25 protein-coding genes and 3 tRNA genes are annotated in these 22,539 nt (G+C 53.9%); 26 read left to right on the top strand and 2 right to left on the bottom strand.

All coding sequences use genetic code 11. The features are described from left to right. The first annotated feature begins 166 nt into the window (after positions 1 to 166). The 16 genes from BD01_RS07190 (at position 167) to BD01_RS07265 (ending at position 8,792) form a co-directional block, all read left to right on the top strand. Positions 167 to 244 (top strand) — tRNA-Glu (locus BD01_RS07190). 10 nt (positions 245 to 254) lie between these two features. Further along, positions 255 to 332: transfer RNA gene (locus BD01_RS07195), tRNA-Ile, on the top strand. 625 nt (positions 333 to 957) lie between these two features. Further along, positions 958 to 1,033: transfer RNA gene (locus BD01_RS07200), tRNA-Gln, on the top strand. 393 nt (positions 1,034 to 1,426) lie between these two features. Next, positions 1,427 to 1,633, top strand: coding sequence for a helix-turn-helix domain-containing protein (locus BD01_RS07205; protein WP_042691391.1), 207 nt, complete (start codon positions 1,427 to 1,429; stop codon positions 1,631 to 1,633). A gap of 5 nt (positions 1,634 to 1,638) precedes the next feature. Further along, positions 1,639 to 2,070 carry a DUF7344 domain-containing protein gene (locus BD01_RS07210; RefSeq protein ID WP_042691394.1) on the top strand — a complete coding sequence of 144 codons (432 nt, stop codon included), beginning with the start codon at positions 1,639 to 1,641 and terminating at the stop codon, positions 2,068 to 2,070. Between the two features lie 221 nt (positions 2,071 to 2,291). Further along, positions 2,292 to 2,885: a DUF1102 domain-containing protein gene (locus BD01_RS07215; RefSeq protein ID WP_042691397.1), complete on the top strand. Its 594-nt coding sequence runs from the start codon at positions 2,292 to 2,294 to the stop codon at positions 2,883 to 2,885. A 14-nt stretch (positions 2,886 to 2,899) separates the two neighbouring features. Continuing rightward, positions 2,900 to 3,445, top strand: a complete 546-nt coding sequence (locus BD01_RS07220) for a DUF1102 domain-containing protein (protein WP_042691399.1) — start codon at positions 2,900 to 2,902, stop codon at positions 3,443 to 3,445. 46 nt (positions 3,446 to 3,491) lie between these two features. Then, positions 3,492 to 4,550 carry a signal peptidase I gene (locus tag BD01_RS07225; protein WP_042691402.1) on the top strand — a complete coding sequence of 353 codons (1,059 nt, stop codon included), beginning with the start codon at positions 3,492 to 3,494 and terminating at the stop codon, positions 4,548 to 4,550. Between the two features lies 1 nt (position 4,551). Beyond that, entirely contained in the window at positions 4,552 to 5,421 is an 870-nt protein-coding gene (locus BD01_RS07230) for a COG1470 family protein (protein WP_042691405.1), read from the top strand. Positions 5,422 to 5,423: 2 nt separating this feature from the next. Then, positions 5,424 to 6,386 carry a DUF5305 family protein gene (locus BD01_RS07235; RefSeq protein ID WP_042691408.1) on the top strand — a complete coding sequence of 321 codons (963 nt, stop codon included), beginning with the start codon at positions 5,424 to 5,426 and terminating at the stop codon, positions 6,384 to 6,386. A gap of 76 nt (positions 6,387 to 6,462) precedes the next feature. Further along, complete coding sequence (locus tag BD01_RS07240) at positions 6,463 to 6,996, top strand: inorganic diphosphatase (protein WP_042691409.1); 534 nt, start codon at positions 6,463 to 6,465, stop codon at positions 6,994 to 6,996. A 30-nt stretch (positions 6,997 to 7,026) separates the two neighbouring features. After that, on the top strand, positions 7,027 to 7,587 hold the full coding sequence (locus BD01_RS07245) for a DNA-directed RNA polymerase (protein WP_042691412.1): 561 nt from the start codon (positions 7,027 to 7,029) through the stop codon (positions 7,585 to 7,587). 2 nt (positions 7,588 to 7,589) lie between these two features. Beyond that, positions 7,590 to 7,793, top strand: coding sequence for a transcription elongation factor subunit Spt4 (gene spt4, locus BD01_RS07250; RefSeq protein WP_042691415.1), 204 nt, complete (start codon positions 7,590 to 7,592; stop codon positions 7,791 to 7,793). 1 nt (position 7,794) lies between these two features. Beyond that, a complete protein-coding gene (locus BD01_RS07255; RefSeq protein WP_042691417.1) occupies positions 7,795 to 8,322 on the top strand; it encodes a GTP-dependent dephospho-CoA kinase in 528 nt (175 codons plus the stop codon). Continuing rightward, the gene (locus BD01_RS07260; protein WP_042691419.1) at positions 8,312 to 8,608 is read left to right on the top strand and encodes a 30S ribosomal protein S24e; all 297 of its coding nucleotides are present in this window, start codon (positions 8,312 to 8,314) and stop codon (positions 8,606 to 8,608) included. The genes BD01_RS07255 and BD01_RS07260 overlap by 11 nt, the downstream gene beginning before the upstream one ends. A gap of 10 nt (positions 8,609 to 8,618) precedes the next feature. Next, positions 8,619 to 8,792 (top strand): 30S ribosomal protein S27ae, encoded by a 174-nt coding sequence (locus tag BD01_RS07265; protein ID WP_011250646.1) that lies wholly within the window; start codon positions 8,619 to 8,621, stop codon positions 8,790 to 8,792. 66 nt (positions 8,793 to 8,858) lie between these two features. Here BD01_RS07265 and BD01_RS07270 read toward each other — a convergent pair whose 3' ends face one another. Further along, the gene (locus BD01_RS07270; protein ID WP_042691425.1) at positions 8,859 to 10,139 is read right to left on the bottom strand and encodes a S8 family peptidase; all 1,281 of its coding nucleotides are present in this window, start codon (positions 10,137 to 10,139) and stop codon (positions 8,859 to 8,861) included. Between the two features lie 244 nt (positions 10,140 to 10,383). On the opposite strand from BD01_RS07270, the gene BD01_RS07275 reads away from it, so the two are divergent. Further along, on the top strand, positions 10,384 to 10,959 hold the full coding sequence (locus BD01_RS07275; RefSeq protein WP_042691428.1) for a HemK2/MTQ2 family protein methyltransferase: 576 nt from the start codon (positions 10,384 to 10,386) through the stop codon (positions 10,957 to 10,959). On the opposite strand, the gene BD01_RS11435 is transcribed toward BD01_RS07275, so the two are convergent. Next, positions 10,944 to 11,078 (bottom strand): hypothetical protein, encoded by a 135-nt coding sequence (locus BD01_RS11435; protein ID WP_262926564.1) that lies wholly within the window; start codon positions 11,076 to 11,078, stop codon positions 10,944 to 10,946. The genes BD01_RS07275 and BD01_RS11435 overlap by 16 nt on opposite strands. 123 nt (positions 11,079 to 11,201) lie before the next feature. Here BD01_RS11435 and twy1 point away from each other — a divergent pair, with 123 nt between their 5' ends. From twy1 to BD01_RS07320, 9 genes are all read left to right on the top strand, one after another. Then, positions 11,202 to 12,203, top strand: a complete 1,002-nt coding sequence (twy1, locus tag BD01_RS07280) for a 4-demethylwyosine synthase TYW1 (protein ID WP_042691431.1) — start codon at positions 11,202 to 11,204, stop codon at positions 12,201 to 12,203. Between the two features lie 62 nt (positions 12,204 to 12,265). After that, positions 12,266 to 14,491 carry a prenyltransferase/squalene oxidase repeat-containing protein gene (locus tag BD01_RS07285; RefSeq protein ID WP_042691434.1) on the top strand — a complete coding sequence of 742 codons (2,226 nt, stop codon included), beginning with the start codon at positions 12,266 to 12,268 and terminating at the stop codon, positions 14,489 to 14,491. 6 nt (positions 14,492 to 14,497) lie between these two features. Further along, positions 14,498 to 15,595 (top strand): FtsZ/tubulin family protein, encoded by a 1,098-nt coding sequence (locus BD01_RS07290; protein ID WP_042691436.1) that lies wholly within the window; start codon positions 14,498 to 14,500, stop codon positions 15,593 to 15,595. Further along, complete coding sequence (locus tag BD01_RS07295; RefSeq protein ID WP_051482182.1) at positions 15,592 to 16,212, top strand: hypothetical protein; 621 nt, start codon at positions 15,592 to 15,594, stop codon at positions 16,210 to 16,212. Before BD01_RS07290 ends, BD01_RS07295 begins: the two co-directional genes overlap by 4 nt. Positions 16,213 to 16,256: 44 nt before the next feature. Beyond that, positions 16,257 to 16,871, top strand: coding sequence for a class III signal peptide-containing protein (locus BD01_RS07300; RefSeq protein WP_042691441.1), 615 nt, complete (start codon positions 16,257 to 16,259; stop codon positions 16,869 to 16,871). A gap of 1 nt (position 16,872) precedes the next feature. Continuing rightward, positions 16,873 to 17,301 carry a hypothetical protein gene (locus BD01_RS07305; RefSeq protein ID WP_042691444.1) on the top strand — a complete coding sequence of 143 codons (429 nt, stop codon included), beginning with the start codon at positions 16,873 to 16,875 and terminating at the stop codon, positions 17,299 to 17,301. Then, the gene (locus BD01_RS07310; RefSeq protein ID WP_042691446.1) at positions 17,273 to 17,743 is read left to right on the top strand and encodes a hypothetical protein; all 471 of its coding nucleotides are present in this window, start codon (positions 17,273 to 17,275) and stop codon (positions 17,741 to 17,743) included. Before BD01_RS07305 ends, BD01_RS07310 begins: the two co-directional genes overlap by 29 nt. Beyond that, positions 17,740 to 19,539 carry a hypothetical protein gene (locus BD01_RS07315; protein WP_042691449.1) on the top strand — a complete coding sequence of 600 codons (1,800 nt, stop codon included), beginning with the start codon at positions 17,740 to 17,742 and terminating at the stop codon, positions 19,537 to 19,539. Before BD01_RS07310 ends, BD01_RS07315 begins: the two co-directional genes overlap by 4 nt. 11 nt (positions 19,540 to 19,550) lie before the next feature. Next, positions 19,551 to 21,782 (top strand): hypothetical protein, encoded by a 2,232-nt coding sequence (locus BD01_RS07320; RefSeq protein ID WP_156927399.1) that lies wholly within the window; start codon positions 19,551 to 19,553, stop codon positions 21,780 to 21,782. The last annotated feature ends 757 nt before the right edge of the window (positions 21,783 to 22,539 follow it).

Here is a 22,539-nt window from a genome sequence, read left to right on the forward strand (position 1 = left end):
CTTAAGATGTCACGATCTCATTATTACTAGCGCTACGTTAATACAGTCTAATTTTTAAGGGTTTTCCTTAGTGTCTGGGTACATTTTTGAGAGTATGAATTGGGGCCCTGCTTATGTGCATAACCGAAAACTTTTTAAACCCTCCCTCGCCCTTAATCTCGGACACGCCCCGGTGGTGTAGCCCGGTCAATCATGCGGGACTCTCGATCCCGCGACCCGGGTTCAAATCCCGGCCGGGGCACCAGAATTCTTATGGGCCCGTGGCTCAGCCTGGTCAGAGCGCCCGCCTGATAAGCGGGAGGTCCGGGGTTCGAAGCCCCGCGGGCCCACCATTACAGCCCTTTCTGACGAAAGCGCTGGCGGAAAGTTAAGTGCTTTTCTAAGGATTGGCAAGTTCTGAGATGGGTTCTACTCAACTTGCCCTTTGATTAGTGTTTCACTCTAGACTAAGAAGGCGTCCTTCGGACGCCGATGATAAGTTGAAACTATCTCAAGAGGGTTTTATTGTAGTGTTAACCCCTATTAACTTGCCTCTTTTGTTAGTGCACGACTGACTTTTTGCTCGTTAGTGATAAGGGCAATCCTTTGGTCAAGCTTTCCTAAAGCTTGCTCGCCTGCGCGAAGTTTGACCAGGGTTTGTGATTCTTCTCCAAAAATGCGATTTCTAAGAAGTTTGCACTCTTAAAAGACAGTGTTATCAGGAGAATTCTCTTCAAAGGGGCCATTTAGGAGGGGTTCCTCTAAGAAGCGCTCCTCCGGAGCGCGAGAAAAGGTAAACCCACGTGAGAAAGCTTCCAGAAGTGAGAATTCCAAAACATCTCCTAGATGTTGAAAGTGCAAACGCTCTTGAAGAAGCCCTTGTCAAATGAATCACAAACTTTGATGAAACTTTTGCTTGGCAAAAGTTTCTAGGGAGTAAAATTTATAAATCCTCCCCTTTAGCTATTCAACGGGCACAGCCCCGTGGTGTAGCGGCCAAGCATGCGGGACTCTGGATCCCGCGACCGGGGTTCGAATCCCCGCGGGGCTACCATCGTCTAAGGGCTCCAGAACCCCGAACCCCCTCTCTTAAATTCCCTTCTCGAACCTCATGTTATACCCCAAAACGTATTTTTGTCGTTGATGTTTATCCTAACACGTCGCGATTTTCCTGGTCTTTCCCATGAATTCGCCTTCAAAGATGAGCTGGATGCACGGTTCTACCTGTTTATTTTGGAAAATCCGTGAAATTCCGTTTGATGTTCCGACTATTTCTGCCTTTGTTTTTGAACATAGGCCTTTTGTTGAGCGTTTTTACCAGAATTCAGCCTGATTCACTTTCTCTTCTTCTCTAACTTCCCTTCTCGAACTTTTGAGGCAGGTTTAAATACTACCTTTCCCTATTCTTCCCAAGGCCGGGTCTTACTCCGGCCGGGAGGTCGTAGTCATGAAGAGGGATTTTGAGAGTGAAATGGTTGAGATGCTCCGCGAGAGGGAGCTGACCGTTGCATTCATCACCCGTTTTCTTATGGAAAGGGGCTTTGACGTCACGAGGCAGGGGGTCGAGCGGGCCCTCAGACGGTTGGCCAAGGCCGGTCTCGTCGAGACGAGGGTCGGCAACAACGGTAGAAAACACTACAGGTTAGCACGGTGATTGCCATGGGAACCTCCTCGGTCATACTCGGAAACAGCAGGAGGATGCTCATGATTGAGTACCTCCAGAAGTCCGACGGGAGGGCCGAGCTGAGGGATATGGTTGAGTACATAGCCGAGAACGAGGGGAACACTGACCGGAAGCACAGAAAGAGCGTTTACGTGAGCCTGGTTCAGACGCATATTCCGAAGCTCGAGCGCGAGGGGGTTATAACCTTCAAGCACGGCGTCATAACCCTCGTGAAGGTGCCCGACGATGTCACAGTTTACATGGAGACCGTCAAGAAGAACGACATAAGCTGGAGCTCCTTCTACATTGGGCTCTCGCTGATGTTCTTCATAACGGCCCTCTACCTGAACAACCTTCACCTCGCCCTCGCATCGCTGGTTTACGCCGGTGTTGGGGTTATCCACCACAGGAAAATGAAGCGCATTTAGGCCTTCTTTTCTTGGGTAATCTCCCATTACCGGCCGTTAATCCGACATTTCATATATACCCCAATGGGTCAAGGAATTAGTGAGCAACCCGATGGGGTTGCAGAGGCACTGCGTTGATTTCACCGTTGCAGTGGTCGTGAGTGTGTCTTGGTTTAGGGATGAACCTTCACTCTCACCGCTGGCTTCTCTGCCACAGTGCCTCCAATCTGGAGGCGAAAAAAATGAGAAAGAATATTGCCCTTGGAATTTTTGGCCTGTTGGTGGCCTTTGGTCTCGTGTTAGGGGCTGGAGCCAACTTCAGGGACTACAACGCTGACAGGAGTGTCCACTGGGACATCGTCAGCGATGATAACGAGCTCATTGATTTAACGCCCATTCAGCCCTACGCGTACATAAACGACGGTGGCGTTCTCGTCGTTGATATAAGCCCGGACAACCCGAACTACCCAGGCTACGGCCAGGGCCTCAGCCCGAACTCGGAGTACAACTTCGATGAGGTCTTTGAGGTAAGCAACGACCTTTGGGAGGACAACATGACCATCGTCGTCAGGATTACCAACGCCAACACCGCAATACAGTTCTACGGCGCCGACCACGACGTTCATGATGCTAACACTAGTGCAATCGTTTACGCCAGCGACATGGCCAAGAACGACGTCTGCTTTACACTAGGTCCTGGAGAGGCCGTTAAGGTTGGTATGGACTTCACCGTTGGGAACTCGCTCCCCGGAGACAGCGAGAGCAGCACCATACACATCCAGGCATGGAGACTCGGCACCGAACCGGCAGACTTAGTTGGAAAGTGCGGGCAGTGAAGGGGGTATGAAAGATGAATAAACTATTTGGATTGGCTTTACTGATGGTTGGAATGCTCCTGGCGGTTGGAGCCGGGGCAAACTTCAGGTATTACTCTGCCGACAGGCAGGCGAGCTTTGATGTCGTCTCCGACGACAACGAGCTGATTGATTTGACGGCCCTTCAGCCCTACGTGACCTACGATGCCGGAAAGCTTTACGTCGACATCAGCCAGTACAACCTGAACCACCCAACAGGTGGTGGAAACGGCATGAGCCCGAACACGACCTACGTCTTTGAGGAGATGTTCCAGGTAAGCAACGAGCTCTGGGAAAACAACAACACGGAGTATCCTATATGCGTCACCATCAAGACCCAGCACGATGACGTCTTAATCTTCGCGGGAACCTACGACAGCCCCATAGCGGGACCTGCCCACAACATAAACTTCACCGTGACCCACGGAAACCCCATTCCCATTGGAATGATATTCGACAACACGAACTCGACAACTGGAAGCTACCAGTTCCAGATGAGCATTGAAGCCGTTGCCGGCGAATGCACCGGTGGACCCCAGTGATTTCTTTTCGGGGCCTTTGCCCCAACCCCTTTGAGGGGGAGTTGCTATGAAAAAAATACTTGAGTTCACCTTTGCTTTCATTGTGATTGCCTTTCTCCTTGGCTCGTTAGCGGGCTTTTTCTTGGACCGCCCCGTGTTTCTCTCGTACGTTTACTCCGATAGCATGACGCCCACCATAAACAGGGGCGACCTCTTCTTGATGAATCCCTTTGCGAAGAACTTTGAGGTTGGCGATATCATAGTTTTCCACAGGCGCGACGGCTGGACGGTTCACAGAGTCTTCGCGGTTACCGAGGAGGGCATTATAACAAAGGGCGACAACAACGTTGCCACCGACCAGCAGGACGGCCTTTATCCGCCCGTAAACAACTCTGACGTGGCAGGAAAGGTGGTCGTTCTCTTCGGCAAACCCCTTGTCCTGAGGGGAGGGGGGAACTTAATCCAGTCCCTGAGGGCAAGGCTCAGCAACGTCTACGCGATAGCGGTCCTCCTTATCGTCGGGGCGTTCCTTACGTTTTCGGGGGACTCCAAAAGGAAGAAGCGAGTTAAGTACTACCGCGTGAGCATTAGAACCCTATACGCGGTTGCATCGGCCCTGATAGTGGCAGGTTTTCTCTTCGTGACGGTAGCCTCGTGGGGAACGCTGGCATTCACTTACTCCTCAACGCTCGCCGGCGGCCAGAGGGAGGGATGGTACCTTCCGGGTTCAACCTTCGATAAGAACCTGAGCGTCGAGAACAAGGCCCTGTACCCGTTCTACTACTTCATCAGCGGCGACGGCGAACGGGCCCAGCTGCTGGGGCCGACTTTTTTCCGCATTGGTGGAGGTTCAAGCGTTGAAGTTCCCGTCCACGTCACCGTTCCAGAGGACACAAAGATTTACAGGGAGGAGTTCCAGGTCAGGTCTTATCCGGCAATCCTTCCCGCTTCACTCGTGATTTTCCTGTACTCCTTCAGCCCGTATCTCCCGCTCGTAGCCTACGCCCTGCTAATCTCGGCAGTGCTCCTGGCCTTCTACCATCTCGCGGGGATTTCGGAGGGGGACGTTCTTAGAATCAGGAAACGGAGGGGAAGTATCCTCTCCAAGGTACTCGGAGATGGTTAGCATGAGAAAATTCATACTTATTACGACTTTCCTCCTCGGGCTGCTCCTGATAGTGGGTTCGAGCGGGAATTTTCGGGCTTACACTGCAAGTAGGAGTGCCGAGTTTGATGTTGTGAGCGGAAGCGATTCCTACATAGCATACCGCTGTCTGTCGGAGCCGGTTCCGGTTAACGCAAGCTCGGGCGTGGAGTTCACGGCCATAACAGTTGAAAACCTGATGGACCGGCCGATAACGTTCCACGTGGAGGGGGACTACTCAGCCCTTCCGGATGGCCTCAGCGGGAGCGTTAACGGTTCAACTTACACCCTTGAGCCGGGCGAATCGGCTGCAATCGGCGGGAGCTTCTCGGCGGATGACGACGTTGATGACGGCACCTACGGAGTTCCCCTGACCGTTTACGCGGAGTGGGATGGGGGAAGCGCCGAGCTCAAGGACTGCTCGATGTACGCTAAGGTTGAGAAGCCAACCTACGTGCTCAGGAAGGCCATAGTTGGGGACGTTTACAACTACACTGTTTGGAACTGGTATTCAATAACCCTGCAACTCAACTTCACCAACAACGGTCCGGAGGGCGACTTCGTCATAAAGGACTTCATTCCCTCGCAAAGGGGCGCGTTGTACGTGCCGTTCCATCCCGACGCGAGTTCTGGCGATGCCGACATGCATTTCCGGGTTGGTCACTGCGGCTGCTGGGGCTGGCTCATAGTGTGGCACGTCCACGTGGCCCATGGGGAGACGGTAACCCTGAACATTCCAATGAGCGTTATCTTCTACTGCCCGCGTGATTACGTCCTCAACTGCGGGGCTCACCTGTGCGGCACCGACGTCGTCTCGAATAAAATCACGGTTCACGTAACTGGAGGTCGTTGATTATGAAGATTGATAAAAAGCGGGCGCTCCTCGGAGGTCTCGCCCTCTCGGTTTCCCTCGCCTTCATCTTTGCCATCTACTCGGGCGTTGCCTACTCGAGGGAGCCGGTAACAACGAAGGCAACCTACTCAAAAGCCTACGCGCAGGAGGGACACTTTACGGCCTATGGGCTGTTCTCGAACGAAACCGTTTACGGTAACGGGACTTCCCTTGAGTACTATCCCTCAAAGATAACCGACGTGATAGTTGGGACATACGAGTTCTCATCGGACGGTGCCAGGGGAAGCTACGAAGCCGTTCTCCACGTCAACTACTACGTCACCTCGGGCAAGAAGAGGGTCTACATCGTCAACGACACGAAGCTCCTCGCCAAGGGCACCTTCGTGAATTCCTTCGAGGTTCCAGTTGAGCTGAACTTTACTGAGCTGAATGAGAGACTCCAGATGGTTCGCGAAGGAACGGGCCTCTACCGTGCCGAGAGGGAAGTTTACGTCACCGTGAAAGTTCTGGCCAACGGGAGGGAGTCCTTCACCCAGGAAATCCGGCTGAAGCGCGACGCATCAGGGATGCTGTACTTCAGCGGAACGGACAAGGAGTACCAGAAGGTCGTGAGGACCGTCAGCACGACCACGAACTCGCTCTCCTTTGCCGGCTCGGACGTCGGGGTTTCGACGGCCAGAACCGTTTTCCCGGCCATGGCACTGCTCTTCGCGATTCCTCCGGCGGGGTTCATCTACGCCAAGCGCGAAAAGAAGGAACGCGAGCCCAAGGAGCTGAAGGGCCTGAAGAAGTACACGGTTGAGGGAACGTCCCCCGACGGGAAGCGCGTTGAGCTGTCCTCCCCAAAGGACCTTGAGAGGGTCTTCGAGCTCGTTGACAGGCCGATAGTGCACTACCGCGACGGCGAAACTGACGTCTATGCGATAACCGACGGTGAAACCGTTTACGAGTACCGGGCGAATTAGCCCGGACACCAACAACTTTAAAAGCCCAAGCGGAAAGCCACCTTAGGAATTCTAAAAGGGTTAGAGGTGGTTAGAGATGAACCCGTTCCACGAGCTTGAGCCCGGACCGAACGTTCCGGACGTTGTGTACGCGCTCATAGAGATTCCGAAGGGGAGCAGGAACAAGTACGAGCTCGACAAGAAGACCGGACTCCTCAAGCTTGACCGCGTCCTTTACAGCCCGTTCTTCTACCCGGTGGACTACGGAATAATACCCCAGACCTGGTACGACGACGGCGACCCCTTCGACATAATGGTCATCATGCGCGAGCCCGTTTACCCGCTCACCATCATTGAGGCCAGGCCGATAGGCATAATGAAGATGGAGGACAGCGGAGACAAGGACTGGAAGGTTCTCGCCGTCCCGGTTGAGGACCCGTACTTCAAGGACTGGAAGGACATCGACGACGTTCCCAAGGCCTTCCTCGACGAGATTGCCCACTTCTTCCAGCGCTACAAGGAGCTCCAGGGCAAGGTCACCAAGATTGAGGGCTGGGGCAACGCCGAGGAGGCCAAGAAGGAAATCCTCCGTGCCATAGAGCTCTACAAGGAGAAGTTTGGAAAGGAGTGATTCCTTTCAACTCTTTTTGGAGGTCAGGCCATGTACAAGCTTTTGACGGTTAAGGACGTCGTCAGGATTCCGCCCAGGATGTTCACGATGGACCCGAAGGAGGCAGCCAAGAAGGTCCTCCGCGAGACCTACGAGGGCATCTACGATAGGGACGAGGGAGTTATCCTGGCAATCCTTGACGTCCACGACGTTGGGCAGGGAATAATCGTCCCGGGCGACGGGGCCACTTACCACGAGGTAACCTTTGACGTCCTCGTCTGGAAGCCCGAGAACCAGGAGGTCGTTGAGGGCGAGGTCGTTGAGATGATGCCCTACGGCGCCTTCATCAGAATCGGCCCGATGGACGGTCTTGTCCACATAAGCCAGCTCATGGACGACTACGTCGTCTTCGACGAGAAGAACAGGCAGTTCATAGGCAAGGAAACCAACCGCGTCCTCAAGCTCGGCGACTTCGTGAGGGCGAGGATAATCGGCATAAGCGTCAAGAGCAGAATCATCAGGGAGAACAAGATTAACATGACCATGCGCCAGCCCGGTCTCGGAAAGTTCGAGTGGATTGAGAAGGAGAAGAGAAAGGCCAAGGAGGAGTGAGCATGGCGAAGGAGAGGGCCTGCAGGCACTGCCACTACATAACGACCGAGGACCGCTGTCCCGTCTGCGGGAGCAGGGATTTGAGCGACGACTGGTTCGACCTCGTCATAATCCTCGACACCGAGAGCAAAATTGCCAAGAAGCTCCGCGAGAGCATACCAGAGGCCGCCAAAGTTCCTGGCAAATACGCCATAAGGGTCAGGTGAAATGCTGTTCCGCCTAACTGAAGAGCTCCGGCGAGAGCTCAAGGAACCGCTGGGAGAGCTGATAAAGGGCCCGATTCCGGAGCCCTACCTTCGGATTAAGGACGAGCTTAGGGGTAAAACCGTAATCACCGTCGGGGACGTCGTTACGGAGAACGTCCTCAAGCTCGGCATTTCCCCTTCCCTTGCCCTCTACGACCTCAGGACGAAGAGGACCGACTATTCTCCCGACATAAACGCGAAGGCCGTCTTCATGACCGTTTCAAATCCCCCCGGGACCATAACGAAAGCTTTATTAGACGCCATCAGAAAGGCCTTCCGCCTCGTCGAGCGGGGCAGGCCGGTTCACATACTCGTCAGCGGTGAGGAGGATTTGGGGGCGATTCCGGCGGTGCTCTACGCCCCTCTCAACTCGGTCGTCCTCTACGGCCAGCCCGACGAGGGGGTAGTGCTTATAAAGGTAACACCCGAATGCAAGCGCAGGTGTGCGCAAATACTTGCCAAGATGGAGGTGGTTCGTGATGGAGATTAAGGTGACCGAGATAAAGGAGAACAAGCTCCTCGGGAGAAAGGAGATATACTTCGACATCATCCACGAGGGCGAGCCTACCCCGAGCAGGGAAGCGGTGAAGGGTAAGCTCGTCGCCATGCTCGACCTCGACCCGAACACCACCGTTCTCCAGTACATCAGGAGCTACTTCGGAAGCCACGTCAGCAAGGGCTACGCCAAGGCCTACGAGACGAGGGAGAGGATGCTCTACATAGAGCCTGAGTACATCCTCGTTAGGGACGGCCTCATTCAGAAGGAGGAAGAGTGAGGTGGTGTAAATGGCCAAGGGCAAGAAGAAGACCAGCCAGAAGTGGAAGCTCTACGAGGTTAAGGGTGGAAAGGTCGTCAGGAAGAACAAGTTCTGCCCGCGCTGCGGGCCGGGCGTTTTCATGGCCAACCACAAGGACCGCTGGTCCTGCGGAAGGTGCGGCTACACCGAGTGGAAGAAGTGATTTCCCTTTCTTTCCTTTGAACTGGACTTTTCTGAGGACTTCTCGAAGAAGATAAAAGAGAGGAAATCAGCCAAGAGCCGCCTGGACTGCCAGGTCGGCCCTGACTATTCCGTAGCCGTAGTAGATGTCCCATCCGGGGTCTCCGAGGTCGTCGGCGGTAACGTGGAGGATTCCCCTGACGGTGTTGGTGTTCATGTCATCGAAGGTTCCGACCGGGAGAACCTTGCCGTACTTGTTGTAGTAGGCCGCCTGGATGAGCGCAACGACACCGCTGACGTGCGGGGTGGCCATTGAGGTTCCGCTGAGGCTCTCGTAGGTGTCGTCCGGGTAGGTGCTGAGCACGTCAACGCCCGGGGCGCTAACTTCGGGCTGGAGGTTGCTGAAGTAAGCTACGGCGTCGCTCGAGTCGGTGGCTCCAACCGCTATGACCTCCGGGTAGATGGCCGGGTAGCTCGGCTGGTCGGCGGCCTCGTTACCGCTCGCGGCGACGATGACGACGCCGTAGTTGTAGGCCTTGATTATCATGTCGTGGAGGTACTCATCGTCGCTCGGTCCTCCGAGGGACATGCTTATGACCTCGGCGGCGTCATCATCCGGGTCTCCAACGATTATTCCGTCCCCGTCCTTGTCAAGTATTCCGTCCGGACCGAGAAGGGCCTGCTCGATTCCTATCGCTATGTCGGTGTACGCTCCACTTCCCCTGTCGTCAAGAACCTTTATGGCGTAGATTTCAACGTTCGGGGCGACTCCGACGACGCCGATGTCGTTGTTAAGCGCCGCGATGGTTCCGGCGACGTGGGTTCCGTGGCCGTTGCCGTCGTACCAGTCAGCGGGGTCGGTGCTAACCTCGCCGCCTATGGTGCTGACGCCCCAGGCGATGTTGTCCTTGAGGTCGGGGTGGTCCCAGTCTATTCCGGTGTCGAGTATGGCAACCTCGATGACGCCGTTGCTGGCGCCGGTGGTTATACTCCATGTGTCGGGAGCCTTAACGCGCTCTATTCCCCAGGGAATCTCCTGGGCGGGCTGTGTGGGCTCTGGAACGAGCCACCTCGGCCCTCCCCTGTAGAGCTGGGCCTGGGCGTCGAACTCGACATTCTTAACTCCCTCAAGCTTGGCGAGCTTTCCAACCGCGTTGGGAGGAATGTCAATGACGACGGCATCAATCAGCTTGAACTCGTAGACGATTTTACCGCCTATGCCCCTTACTGCATCTCCCCTGAAGTCGTCCCTGTCTATAAGGGCAACCACCCTAACCGTGTCGCTGCCCTTGGCAGCGGTTGGCACAGCAAAGAGGGACAGAACCAGTGCCAGGACGAGCAGTCCGCCAACTACTACCCTCCGCTCCATATTAGTTCACCCCTGCATGTTTTAGCGCACTCATATCAAATCTGGTCTACTTAAGTCTTTTGTAGATTACATATGTCGCACTGTCAACAAAAATAGACTGTCTCTTCACATGTGCTTTCCGTTTCCACTTCCCCCTGTCATTTTGATAAACACCAAGTTTTTAGATAGGTATGCCAAAAAATTTTCGAGATATCTCCTGGTTAACTGCCGAAAGTCCCATAAACACGCTTTGTAATGTGCCACCATGCCACATTACTACGGTCTCAGAATCCTGCTCGACGAGAACGTCTATGAGCCGGCGGAGGATACGTTTCTCCTCGCCGAGACCCTTGAGGTTAAACCCGGTGAAGTGGCGCTCGACGTTGGAACCGGGACGGGGATTATAGCCCTCCTCATGGCGAGGAAAGCCAAACGCGTCCTCGGCGTTGACGTGAATCCAATGGCTATAGAACTCGCCAGGAAGAACGCCCTGCTGAACGGAATCAGAAACGTCGAGTTCCGCCTGAGCGACCTTTTTGAGAACGTCTCGGGAAGGTTCGACGTGATAACGTTCAACGCCCCCTACCTGCCGGGTGAGCCGGAAGAGCCAATAGACTTGGCCCTCGTCGGTGGGAAAACCGGGAGGGAGGTGATAGACCGGTTCATCCGGGAGGTGCCTGATTATCTGACCGAGAACGGCAGGGTTTACCTCGTCCAGAGCTCGATAACCGGGATTGAAGAAACGCTGAATCTTTTCCGGGAAGTCGGCCTTAGGGCTGAGGTTGTCGCCAAAAGGCACCTCTTCTTTGAGGACATCGTGGTTATTCAGGCCAGGCGGTAGCGCCTTATCTCGTGGAGGAGCTTTACCTTGGGCCTCTCGTTACCTTCCTCGGGCTCCTCGCCAGGGAAGAGAACTATCTCCCTCGGCTTGAGCATGGGTTCGGGTTTTATGCGCATCATGGTTGTGGGCTCGGCCTTGACCTTTTAAACCTTTCGCAGATTGACGAAGGAATTTTCGACGATGCACAGTCGCGACCAATCAGGTTTTTAAAACCTCGCCCGAGTTTGGGTTAGGTGAGACTAATGGCGATAGTGGTTAAGGCCAACCCGAACATGCCCGAGGAAATCGCGCTCCTCTTCAGAAAACAGCACTACGAGCTCGTTGGCAGGCACAGCGGAGTTAAGCTCTGCCACTGGCTCAAGGAGAGCCTCACCAAGGGTCGCTTCTGCTACAAGCAGAAGTTCTACGGCATAGCGAGCCACAGATGCCTTCAGATGACGCCGGTCTTGGCCTGGTGCACCCACAACTGCATCTTCTGCTGGCGCCCGATGGAGGGCTTCCTCGGCACCGAGTTGCCAGAACCCTGGGATGACCCTGCTTTCATCGTCGAGGAGAGCATAAAGGCCCAGAGGAAGCTTCTCGTCGGCTACAAAGGCAACCCCAAGGTTCCGAAGGAGAAGTTCGAGGAAGCGTGGAACCCGAAGCACGCGGCGATTAGCCTATCGGGCGAGCCGATGCTCTACCCGTACATGGGCGACCTCGTTGAGGAGTTCCACAAGAGGGGCTTCACGACCTTCATAGTCACCAACGGAACCGTTCCGGAGAGGCTGGAGGAGATGATTAGAGAAGATAAGCTTCCAACGCAGTTCTACGTCTCGCTGACCGCTCCTGACATCGAGACTTACAACCGCGTCAACGTCCCGATGATTCCCGACGGCTGGGAGAAGATAAAGGAAACCCTCAGGCTCATGCGCGACGCGGAAACGAGGACGGTGATTAGGCTCACCCTTGTCAAGGGCGAGAACATGCACAGCCCCGAAAAGTACGCCGAGCTGATTAAGATAGCGAACCCGATGTTCGTCGAGGCCAAAGCCTACATGTTCGTCGGCTTCTCGAGGAACAGGCTCACAATCAACAACATGCCGAGGCACGAGGAAATCAGGGCCTTCGCCGAGGAGCTCGTGAAGCACCTGCCCGGCTACCACATCGAGGACGAGTACGAGCCGAGCAGGGTCGTTCTCATCATGCGCGACGACGTGGACGGCAGAGGAAGGGGATTGACGGGAAGGTTCATTTCTGATTGATTCCACGCCACGTGGAAAACTTTATTTATCTTCCCCACCATTTTTGGTTGGGGTGTGAGTATATGAACAGGATAGCGGCGGTTTTAATGGTTCTCCTCCTGGTAATTCCCGGCGCTTACGCTGGCCAAATCAGCTGGAGCGTTAACTTTCTCGAAGATACCTCTTCCAACGTTCAGAGCGTTCGAGAAATGAGCCTCGTTCTCATGGCCCTGTCCGGTGCCCAGAAAGCCGTTGGTAACACGTCTGCCGATAAAATCGACTCCCTCGCCATGAGGCTGCTCTCCCTTCAGAACTCCGACGGCGGGTGGGGTTACCTTCCGAACGAGACAAGCAACGTGGTTGACACTTCTTATGCCCTTATTGCCCTTCTTAAGGCAGAACCTTACGTTTCTCCGGTTCACCGCTCCGCTCTCATCGAGGGTGTTTCGGGTGCGGTGTCGTACCTTCTCACGTCATCGTCCGGTAATGGCTGGGGCTACGTCCCGGACAGTGCTCCCGCCTTCTACCCGACCGTCATGGCCGTCTGGGCCCTCGGTGAGTACGGCTACTACTATACTGAGAGCCCAATAAAGAACGCAGTCGGCTTCCTCCTCTCCGCCCCCTCGACCCTCCCTGCTCCTCAGGCTCTTGCGCTCAAGGTTATAGCCCTCCACGCCGTTAACTACCCTGTGCCCGACGACATCGTCTCCAACGTTGAGGAACTCCTCAGGAGCGACTCTATAACGACCCTCGACAGGGCCATGCTCACTTATGCCCTTGAGCTCGTCAGGCCCCTTGACTTCACCACCTCCTTCTTCGTGAGCAAACTGCTCGAACTCGCCAACGTTTCCGGCGACTACGCCTACTGGCTCTCGTCGCCAACGTATCCCCTCACGACTCCCGAGGTAGTCAAGACGTCTGCATTCGCACTCATGGCCGTTGCATATCTCGAGCAGTACACCCCTCAGCTTCCTGCTGAGCAGAACCCCTACGTTGCCCCGTGCTCCGCCCTTGAGTCCCTCCAGAACGACGACGGGGGCTGGCCCCTTGTTAAACCCGGCCCGTCAAACGAGAAGGCAACCTACTACGCCCTCCTCGCTCTCAAATACTGCGTTCCGACCAACAAGTCCGTCGAGAAGGCTCTCTCGTGGGCCAGGGAAGCTCTTACCGTCGATGGGGCGAGGATGGTGAGCACCCACAGGTTCTCCCCCGCTTACTTCTACGCCCTTGAGACACTGCTCCACTCCAACGCCCTCTCGGCGGAGGAAAAGGAGAAGGCAATCAACGACATAATCTCCTCCCAGCTTCCCTATGGAATTGGCCTCTGGGGCAACAACCTTGGTCCCCAGCCCTACCAGACGGCACTCGCCGTCAGGGCTCTCGTTGACCTCGGCGTTCCTGCCAACGACTCCCTCATCCAGCGCGCAGTTAAGTGGGTTCTGGACACCTCCAACGGGGGATGGGGAATCTACGTTTCGACGCCCTACTTCTCCTACATGCTGAGGCCCGACGTCATGACGACCGTTTCGATAATCGAGGCCCTTCAGGGAATCGTGCCCGAGGACAAGCTCAGGCCCCACGCGGACTGGCTCGTTTCCCAGCGCGTTGACGGTGGCTGGGCCTACTGGAAGCCCTACTACGATCCGATGAGCGGCCGCGTTATCCAGGAGAAACCCACCGTTGAGCTGACCGTCCGCGTCACCGACGTTCTGGCTGAGTTCGGCTACAACTTCAGCAGGGACACCCTCAACTTTGTCATCGGGGCCAAGCAGAGCGGCGAAATCAACGGAAAGTCCGTCGAGACGGCCTTTGCAGTGATGTACCTTTCCCGCTACAAGTTCGTTCCGAAGGTCACCCTTGATGACGTCAGGCTGGCCCTCGGTTCGGAGCTCTTTACACTCGTGACATCCGGACTCTCCAAGAACGAGACCGAAAAGGTTGTGGGTTCTCTCATCGAGCTCTACGGGAACTCCTTTGTGGTTGCCAACACGACTGAAATCGGTGAGGGTTACTACATAGTCGTGGCGCCCTACGGAAGCTACAATGTCTCAGCATACAACCCCTACCTCAGCTTCCGCGTTGAGAATGGAAGCGTAGTGGTGGCCAACTACACCGCGCCGGTGGATTCCTCGATAGTGCTGGTTCCAGGTTATACCGCAAAGGGGAAGGTACTCTTCGTGTTCTACTCCCCATCGAGCAGGTGGATGGCCGTCGAGCTATTCACAACGGGCTTCATACGCTACATTCACGGTGATGCAATGGTGCTGACGTACGAGAACGACAGGTTCATCCAGAAGGTCGTGGGGTGAAGGCCCTTGAGGGCCCTGATAATAGGAATCGGCCAGTGCGGGACGAAGATAGCCGACCTGTTCGCGCTAGTTGACTTCGAAACCCTCGCGGTGAACACCTCCCGCGGCGACCTCGAGTACCTCAAGCACGTCCCACAGGACAGGAGGATACTCATAGGTGAGAGCCTCACAGGCGGTAAGGGCGTCAACGCTAACCCCATACTGGGCAGGGAGGCAATGAAGCGCGACCTGCCGCTGGTGATGCGCAAGATAAACTCCATAGTCGGCTACGAGGACGTTGACATCTTCTTCCTTACCTTTGGCTTCGGCGGTGGAACCGGTGCCGGCGGAACGCCCGTCCTGGCTGAGGCCCTCAAGGAGGAGTACCCTGATTCGCTCGTCGTTGCCATCGGCGCGCTCCCGCTCAGGGAGGAGGGCATAAGGCCCACCATCAACGCCGCCATAACGATAGACAAGCTGTCCAAGATTGCGGACTCGATAATAGCGATAGACAACAACAAGCTGAAGGAGGGCAACGACGACATAAGCAGGGCCTACGAGAGGATTAACTACACCATAGTCGAGAGGATAGCCTCTCTTCTGGCCCTCGTGGATGTTCCCGGCGAGCAGACCCTTGACGCGAGCGACCTCAAGTTCGTCCTCAAGGCCTTTGGAAGCTTCGCCACCGTTGGCTACGCGAAGGCCGAGGCGAGCAAGGTGAAGAGCCTGTCGAGGCTGATAATCAAGTCCTTTGAGAGCGAGGGTCTCTACCTCGACGCCAACATCGAGTCCGCCCTCTACGGCCTCGTCGCGGTACACGGCCCGCCGGAGGTTCTCAAGGCTGGAGACATCTTCGAGGCCCTCGATTACCTCACGAGCAAAATCAGGGGCAAGCAGATTTTCAGGGGCTTTTATCCGGACCCGCGCGAGAGAGAAGTTGAGGTCGTCACGCTCCTCAGCGGAATCTACGAGAGCAGGAGCATCGAGGAAATCGTCAAAACCGCCAAGCAGTACGCGAGGTCCTTCATGGAGGCCAAGAAAGAGGCGGAAACAAAGAAGAGCGAGCTCCTCAGCGGTTTGCCCGACTTCGACGACATCTACCCAGTTCCCGAGGGTGAGGAGTGATGGAGAACATCAAGGACTCGGTGGAGGTCGCGCTCGAACTCGATGAGAAGTCCGTTTACTCTCACATCGCCCACGAAAGTGCGGAGGATATAATCCGGATTATCTCCTCCCTCGACGCCGAGAGGGCAAAGCTTCGTGGGGAGGTCATTTACTACACCGACGACTGGGACGCGCTGATAAGGGAGAGGATGGCCAAGGGAAAGCGTCATACGGCCTTCGACTTCTACAACCCCGCCCTGCTCGACATCTGGGAGGAGAAGGTTAAACTCGGGAAGAAGCTCAAGAGGCTTGAAAGGCTCTCCTACGCGGTTCTCGGGACTGTTGTTGGGCTGACCGGCCTTGCGACGGTTCTGATGGGCACACCGTTCATCCTGCTCGGTCTTGCCATTCTCCCCCTGGCGGTCGCCGTGAGGGACAGGGTGAAGAGCTCGCTCGACCTGCTCTACTACGAACTCACCCAGTTCTTCATAGATGAACTCCGGGCAATCGTCACCAAACACGGGCTCACCCCCGAGAAATACAAGTTTAAGCTGTTCACAGGGGGTTATTTTGGCGTAGAAACAAAGAGAACGCCTTCGGGCATATTTGCGGTCGTTGAAGACAAATCTGGGGAGTAACCGTTAAATATGGTTCAATCCTATGACCTTATGGAGGGAGTGAGATGGGGTTAGTCCTTAGAAGGCGCGGTCAAATTTCGCTTGAGTTCATGCTTGTGTTCTCGATAATGCTGATTATGCTACTCTACTCAGTCAAGAACGTGGGGTTTGATTCAAGCTCTCCCTCCTCGGGTACCCTGGCGATTCAAATCGCCCTTGAGGAAAAGAGCGTTGCGAACGTTATAGCCGGGGCAATTGACCAGGTTTACGCCCAGGGTCCGGGGTCAAAGGTTACCGTTTACGCGCACTTCAACCTGCTCCGCAACTCCGAGTACCTCTCCAAGGCATTTAACCTGACATCCCCTCAGGTTCAGTTGCTTTTCATAGGGACTAACGACCCGCTCTTCCCTACCGGCGCTGAGAACTCCGTGGTTGCCGTCGCGGTCGCCAACTCAACGGTCGGACCCGTGCTTACCGGCTCCAACAGAACAGGTGTCTGGGTTCAGACCTACTTCCTGTACAATTCCACGACACAATCAAAATTCATGGTTCCGCTCAACCCGGCAGACGTGCCCGGGACGATGAGAATTGTTGTTGAATGGAACCCTGAGTTGCCGGTTTCGATGGCGTACAACGCCACGTCTAAAACGCTCTACATAAACATCAAGCCGGGTGCCTGAAATGAGGGGTCAGATAAGTCTTGACCTGCTCTTTGCAGTCGCCATAATCTCGATAACCATGCTGAGCGTGATGAACGTTGCCCTGAGCGAGAAGACTGAGACCGAGGTCCTCGGCACGTCGGCCCAGCTGAAGGCCTTTGCCATAGACATAAGAGGAACTGTCGCGAGGCTCTACGCGTCCCCTGGAATCACCGTTGTGAAGGAGTCTCCCGTTGAGCTTGGGCCAGGGGAGTGGATTAACGTGACCCTGAGGGCCGATGGATACCTGCAGATTCGCGCCCAAATCGGTGGTAGGGAGTACGTTGTGGTGGAGAAGCTCCAAGTGCCCCCTGGAACGACGAGCTCGGTCCTGCTGACCCAAACCATGAGGGAGTTTAAACTGTCGTCTAGGAGGTTGCCCGATGGTGTGGAAGTCGTCGTCGAAACGTAGGGGTCAGACCGCAATCGAGTTGCTGTTCATAACTGCGATAATCCTGACCGGGATAGTCTACATTCTCCCCTCCGTCGTGTACTCGAATCAGGCTGTCTCGCTCTCGGATGCCTTCAGAACCGCCGGTTCGGACGTTTGCTCTTACCTCAACACCGGCGTCGTGGTCAACGACTCCCTTCACGCGCCCCTCAACAACCTCGTTGAGCTGTGGAACTACACCCCCCTTGGGTGTCGCTTCGTTGGCCTGTCCGTTGAGACGAACTCCTCCGTTAACGCAACACTCGTCTTCGAGTATCCAGGGGGAGCCTTTCCCAACGCCTTTGAGGGCAACGTGACGCTCTACCTTAAGCTCAGGCTTTCGCGTATCTCGGGCTTCAAGCTGGTCGGCGAGAACCTGTACTACGGCGAGAAACCGGTTAACATTACGGTGGTGGTGAGATGAGGCGAGGTCAGCTCTTGAGTTTTGATGCCCTCCTTGCGATTGTTATAGTGATATTCATGCTCGGCGCGGTTAGTGCTACCTCCGACAACCTGAAAGCGGGCATAACGAACCTTCTCGGCTGGTATGACAGGACGAGCATTCCAGATACCATGCTCGATGTTCTCCTCCAGAGCGCGGGCACTCCCTCAAACTGGGACGAGAACATCTCAGCCCTCGTGGTTCCAGGACTGAGGGCGTCCTCCGGCCAATACGTCGACTACAACAAGGCGGTTACCTTCTTTGACCTGCTCAAGAACAACGATTCCCGCGTTCAAAGTGCCCTCCTGAACCTCAGTCTGGGTCACCCGTTCCTGCTCGATTTCTATTTGGGCAAGTGGTCATTTGAGGCCAACTTCACATGGAACCCGAACGCGGGAGGAGGTATTCCGCCGGGTGTGGTTCAGTATGACTGTAACAATGCAACTAAAATTCAGGCTAGTGCTTATCCTGTTTTAATAAACTGTTCTAATCTCTTAGTTAATTACCATATTTCATCATTCTGTTCAATATGCACAACGGGCTCAGTAACTTTACGGACCAGACCGGAATCTGAAATTGATATTATTGGGGGATACTATCAGTGTCCCAATCTATATCTTGCCATTGGAGGAACCCTTAGTGTGTATGGTGGTGCTGCTAGAGCGGTAAAAGTGGAGGAAGGGTCTATCTATATTAAGGGGGGCATAACCTTAAGAGGTTCTGCAAATCTCCATATTACCGCTATGTACAATTTGTATGTGTTTAGCGATGGGGCGTCATCGCCTATTCTAGATTTCAGTGGGGGTGCTAATACAACTGTTGATGTTGGGTATGGAGGAGGCGGAAACTTGTATATTAAGGTTGGGGACACTTGGTATGCTGTTACGGGAAATCCTGCTGATAAGGATAACTGGTACCGGTGGGATAATGACCATTGGATTAAAGCTCCTGAGGAGATTAGTATAAAGGACGTTGGTGCCGGAAAGTTTGTAGTATATGCTGGTTCGATTCAGGTAATCGATGCAAGTGGGGCGAATATACAGTTTAATATTAGGGGTATTTCACCTCCTCCCTTGGAGTGGCAACCCGTTGTTCCTTATTGTTGGCAACTGGGTCCCTCTGGTCCGCCCCTAACTGTCTTCTCTCTCGAGGGCAACTACATCTACCCTCAACAGCTCAACGCGAGCCAGGCATGGAATCGCGTCGCGTACCTCAACGGCTCGTTCCTTGTAAATCCAACCAACGTTTCCAGTGTGCTGAAGGCCAGGGCAAACGCGAGTTGGGTGTCATACTCGGAGAGGAACACCGTTATCAGCATGTTCCAGTACAACAGAACCACTACTATCGTCGGCAACGCTTCGGGAATAATCCTGGCAGGTGTCCTCCGCTATGATATTCCAGACTACGCCATGCTCCGCGTGGATGTCCCGGCTGAGAGTGGTTACGTTCTTCTTGTGGCAGTTGATGGAGGAACACTCAAGGCTATAGGCTTTTGGAAGACCTCTCCAGAGGACGCCCTCAATGCCGAAGTTTGGGAGTCGAGCGGCGGAAACGTCAGCGTGGTTGCAACATATCGGGGCTCAAACACCTCTGTAACGATTCCCTGGGGTGTAATATTCAGCGGGCCGGCCGGATTTGGCAGGCCGGTCATGCTGTACCTGTACTCCAACGGCTTCACTGGGCCCGTTACCCTAACCGATGAAGGGGACATCGGTGTTTTGATGACCCCTATGTACGAGCCTCTGCTTGTAAAACTCTGGGTGTGGGATGAACCATGAGGCGAGGCTTTGTGTTCACCCTGGACGCTGTCCTTGCCCTCTTCCTTGTCTTAATCATGATAACCGCAATTACAACGGCCGAGAGTCAAGTTCAGTCTGTTTACAAAACGAAGATGCGTATGGGAGAGCTTGGAGACGCGAACGCAATGCTTAAACTTCTTAGAACGGTTCCGCTAAGTCAGCTCGTCCCGGCTAGCGTTATCCAGGACTGGGAGTCAGGAACTGACCCGGTTCTTAACCTGACCCTGGTCACCCCGGATATGAGCCCTCTTGAGATAGCCGCCACGTACTGGGCCGTGAGTCCAATTTATCCTGGCCAGGATTACAGAAAGAAGGCCTCTGTAATCCTCGGCTACATTCTGAATTCGACTCTTAGGGGTTACAACTACGAGCTCCTCATAAACAACTGGACGAACGCGTTCATGAGCAAGGGGGCCTATAACTACTCCCTCGCTAAGGACGTGTCCTCAGCGACCCTTGTACTCAGTGGTTACGCCTACAACCAGACTCCCCGGGGCTACGTTGCAAGGGCATTCCTCAGCAAGCTGAAGGCCAAGGTTACGAGCTACACTTACTTTGGTAGCTCTGCGTTTGCTTATGGTCCAAACGAGAACGACTATACTGTGGTTAGGTATTACATCCCAAACGAAGGTGAACTTCCAGTTGATGCAAATATTACTGAAGTAGAGTGGTTCCCTCAGCCGAGATGGTTTAGCTGTGGAGGAAGTTATTCGTACATGGAGCTATATATTGATGGGGAGCCTGTAAAGTGTGGTCAGTTTAAGGAAGGCCAATTTGTGGCATATAAAACGTGGGAAGTCCTTAAGGATGATAGCTTGACAAATAGTTGCAACATATTGGATATATTGAAGCGTCACTCCGACCTAAGAAGGCACGTGTTTGAGGTGCGTGTTTATAATCCTTGTGCAGGGGGTGTTCATCCGAACTCCTTTATAACAATCAAGTATACAACCTCCCAGGCAAACACCTTCAACTATCCACACCAGTTCCACTTTGATGAGATAATCACCAGGCACCCATTCCAGGTTGAAAACGCAGTGTTTATCCCTGGCCAGTTCAGGAACATGAGCGTCCAGGTGAAGATAATAAACGCCTCGGAGGTTGGCAAAGCTCCGAAACTTTACATCACGTATAGGGACAAGCGGGTTGAGATTGGTTACGGAACTTACATTGGTGATGATACCTTCAAGTGGACTAACGAGCAAATCTTATCGAAATTGGAGGGAGAAGGGATAACGTCTGATGAGTTATCGGATACATATCTATGGTTTGCTGTCACATTTGGAATGGATTATAAATCCCCATTATATCCTCCAACGGTGACCTTTAACTCGGAGGTTAAGCTTGATTTCCAAGACTCATATGTGGACATTGATTATGTCCCATCAACATACATCTCGATGTATTCAATAGACATTACTCGGTCAATAACCGCGGAAGATGTCGTTAATGAAGAATATGAAAAAAGTAAGTATGGCACTGAATTTTACACCATGCTTGAGTGGAGGTTTAACATCTCTGAATCAGCAACGCCCCTCTTTGCTCGTCTTCATATCGTGAGATTACACACAATAGGGTGTGATGAGGATAGTTACGACCAGAAACTCTACATTAAGAATGACAAAATCTCATGGACTACAGTCTACTGTCATGGGGGGAACTGTAATCCGAATAATCCGTTTATTGACCCAGGGTTTACTAGGTGGGGCTTTGTGAATGGGATGCCTGATTATAGGGGCAATCCTATTAACGACGCCCTGTACCCAGGTGATAATTATATCGAAGCCAAAACCGGTTCGTGTTACGTTATGTCAAAAGAGTTCACTACTGGGGACTATACATACCTCCTCAACGCCTACGCTCCCTACGGCAACGTCAAGCCCTACCTCATGCAGGGATATCCGAACATCAAAGCCTACAACCTAACCTATGCGTACGATGTAGGCGGTTCCGTTGAGTACGGCTCTATAATAGTTGGCGATACGAAGGCGATAGCCAGTGGAGAATACGCCAACATAACTGCCTGTCAGCTCGACCCCGATAAATACGCCGTTGACGACGCCGTTTTGAGGCTTTTCAAGAACCTTGGGGGAGATGGCTGTACAAAGCCCGTGCTCGTTGACCTGGGGGACACGATGATAAGCTACGTCTCCCTTCCGGGCGTTCCCAGGTCTATATCTCCGATAACGGTGACCCTTAGGATATGGAGGGTGGGAGGATGAAAAGGCGCGGCTTTATAATAAACTCAACAGTCCTCGTTCTGCTCATACCCTTACTCCTGCTCCTTGCAACGTACAGCAACGTTACTTCCTACGTTCTTCAAGCACAGTCGCAGGCAGCTCGTCTAAAAACAACGCAGGACGTGGTCTCGTATCTCCAATTTGACCTTCAGAACGTTATGCGTCTGTCCCTAAAGAGGGCCCTCGTTCTCAGCATTGCCTTCGTTACAACTGTTGAGCCCCTTGACAACGCTCAGCTTGCCCTGGAAAGTCTGGTTAAGTATGGAAGCTACTCGCAGATAAATTCTGCTGGTGCCGATTGGATTTCTCGGGAAAGGCAGTTCATGGGCAACGCAACCCTGCTCGATTGGCTGAACAACATGAGGGACTACCTGGCAACCATGGGTTATAGAATGGTCACTCCACCATCCCAGATACTCAATGACATCCGCCTTACTATAGCCCCCCTTGATTCGTTCCATATCGTTGCAAACATCACGATTCCCCAGATTGTCATAGAGGATTCCTCCGGCAAGATAGTTTACAACTCCAGCATACCTCCTACGGGCTCCCTTTACGTCGTCGTGCCTGTGACAAACCTTGAAGACCCTCTGATTTCCTACCTAACCAAGGGTAGGCTATCTCGGGTTATCGTCCCCTGTAAGTTCGCATATCCAAACATAACCCCTCCGTATTATCTCGTAAACGGCTATGGCGACCCCCAGACAAAGCCCCTTAAGTTTGCGGCCCCATTTGCTTC

This window comes from Thermococcus nautili (genome assembly GCF_000585495.1).
Lineage (GTDB): Archaea > Methanobacteriota_B > Thermococci > Thermococcales > Thermococcaceae > Thermococcus > Thermococcus nautili.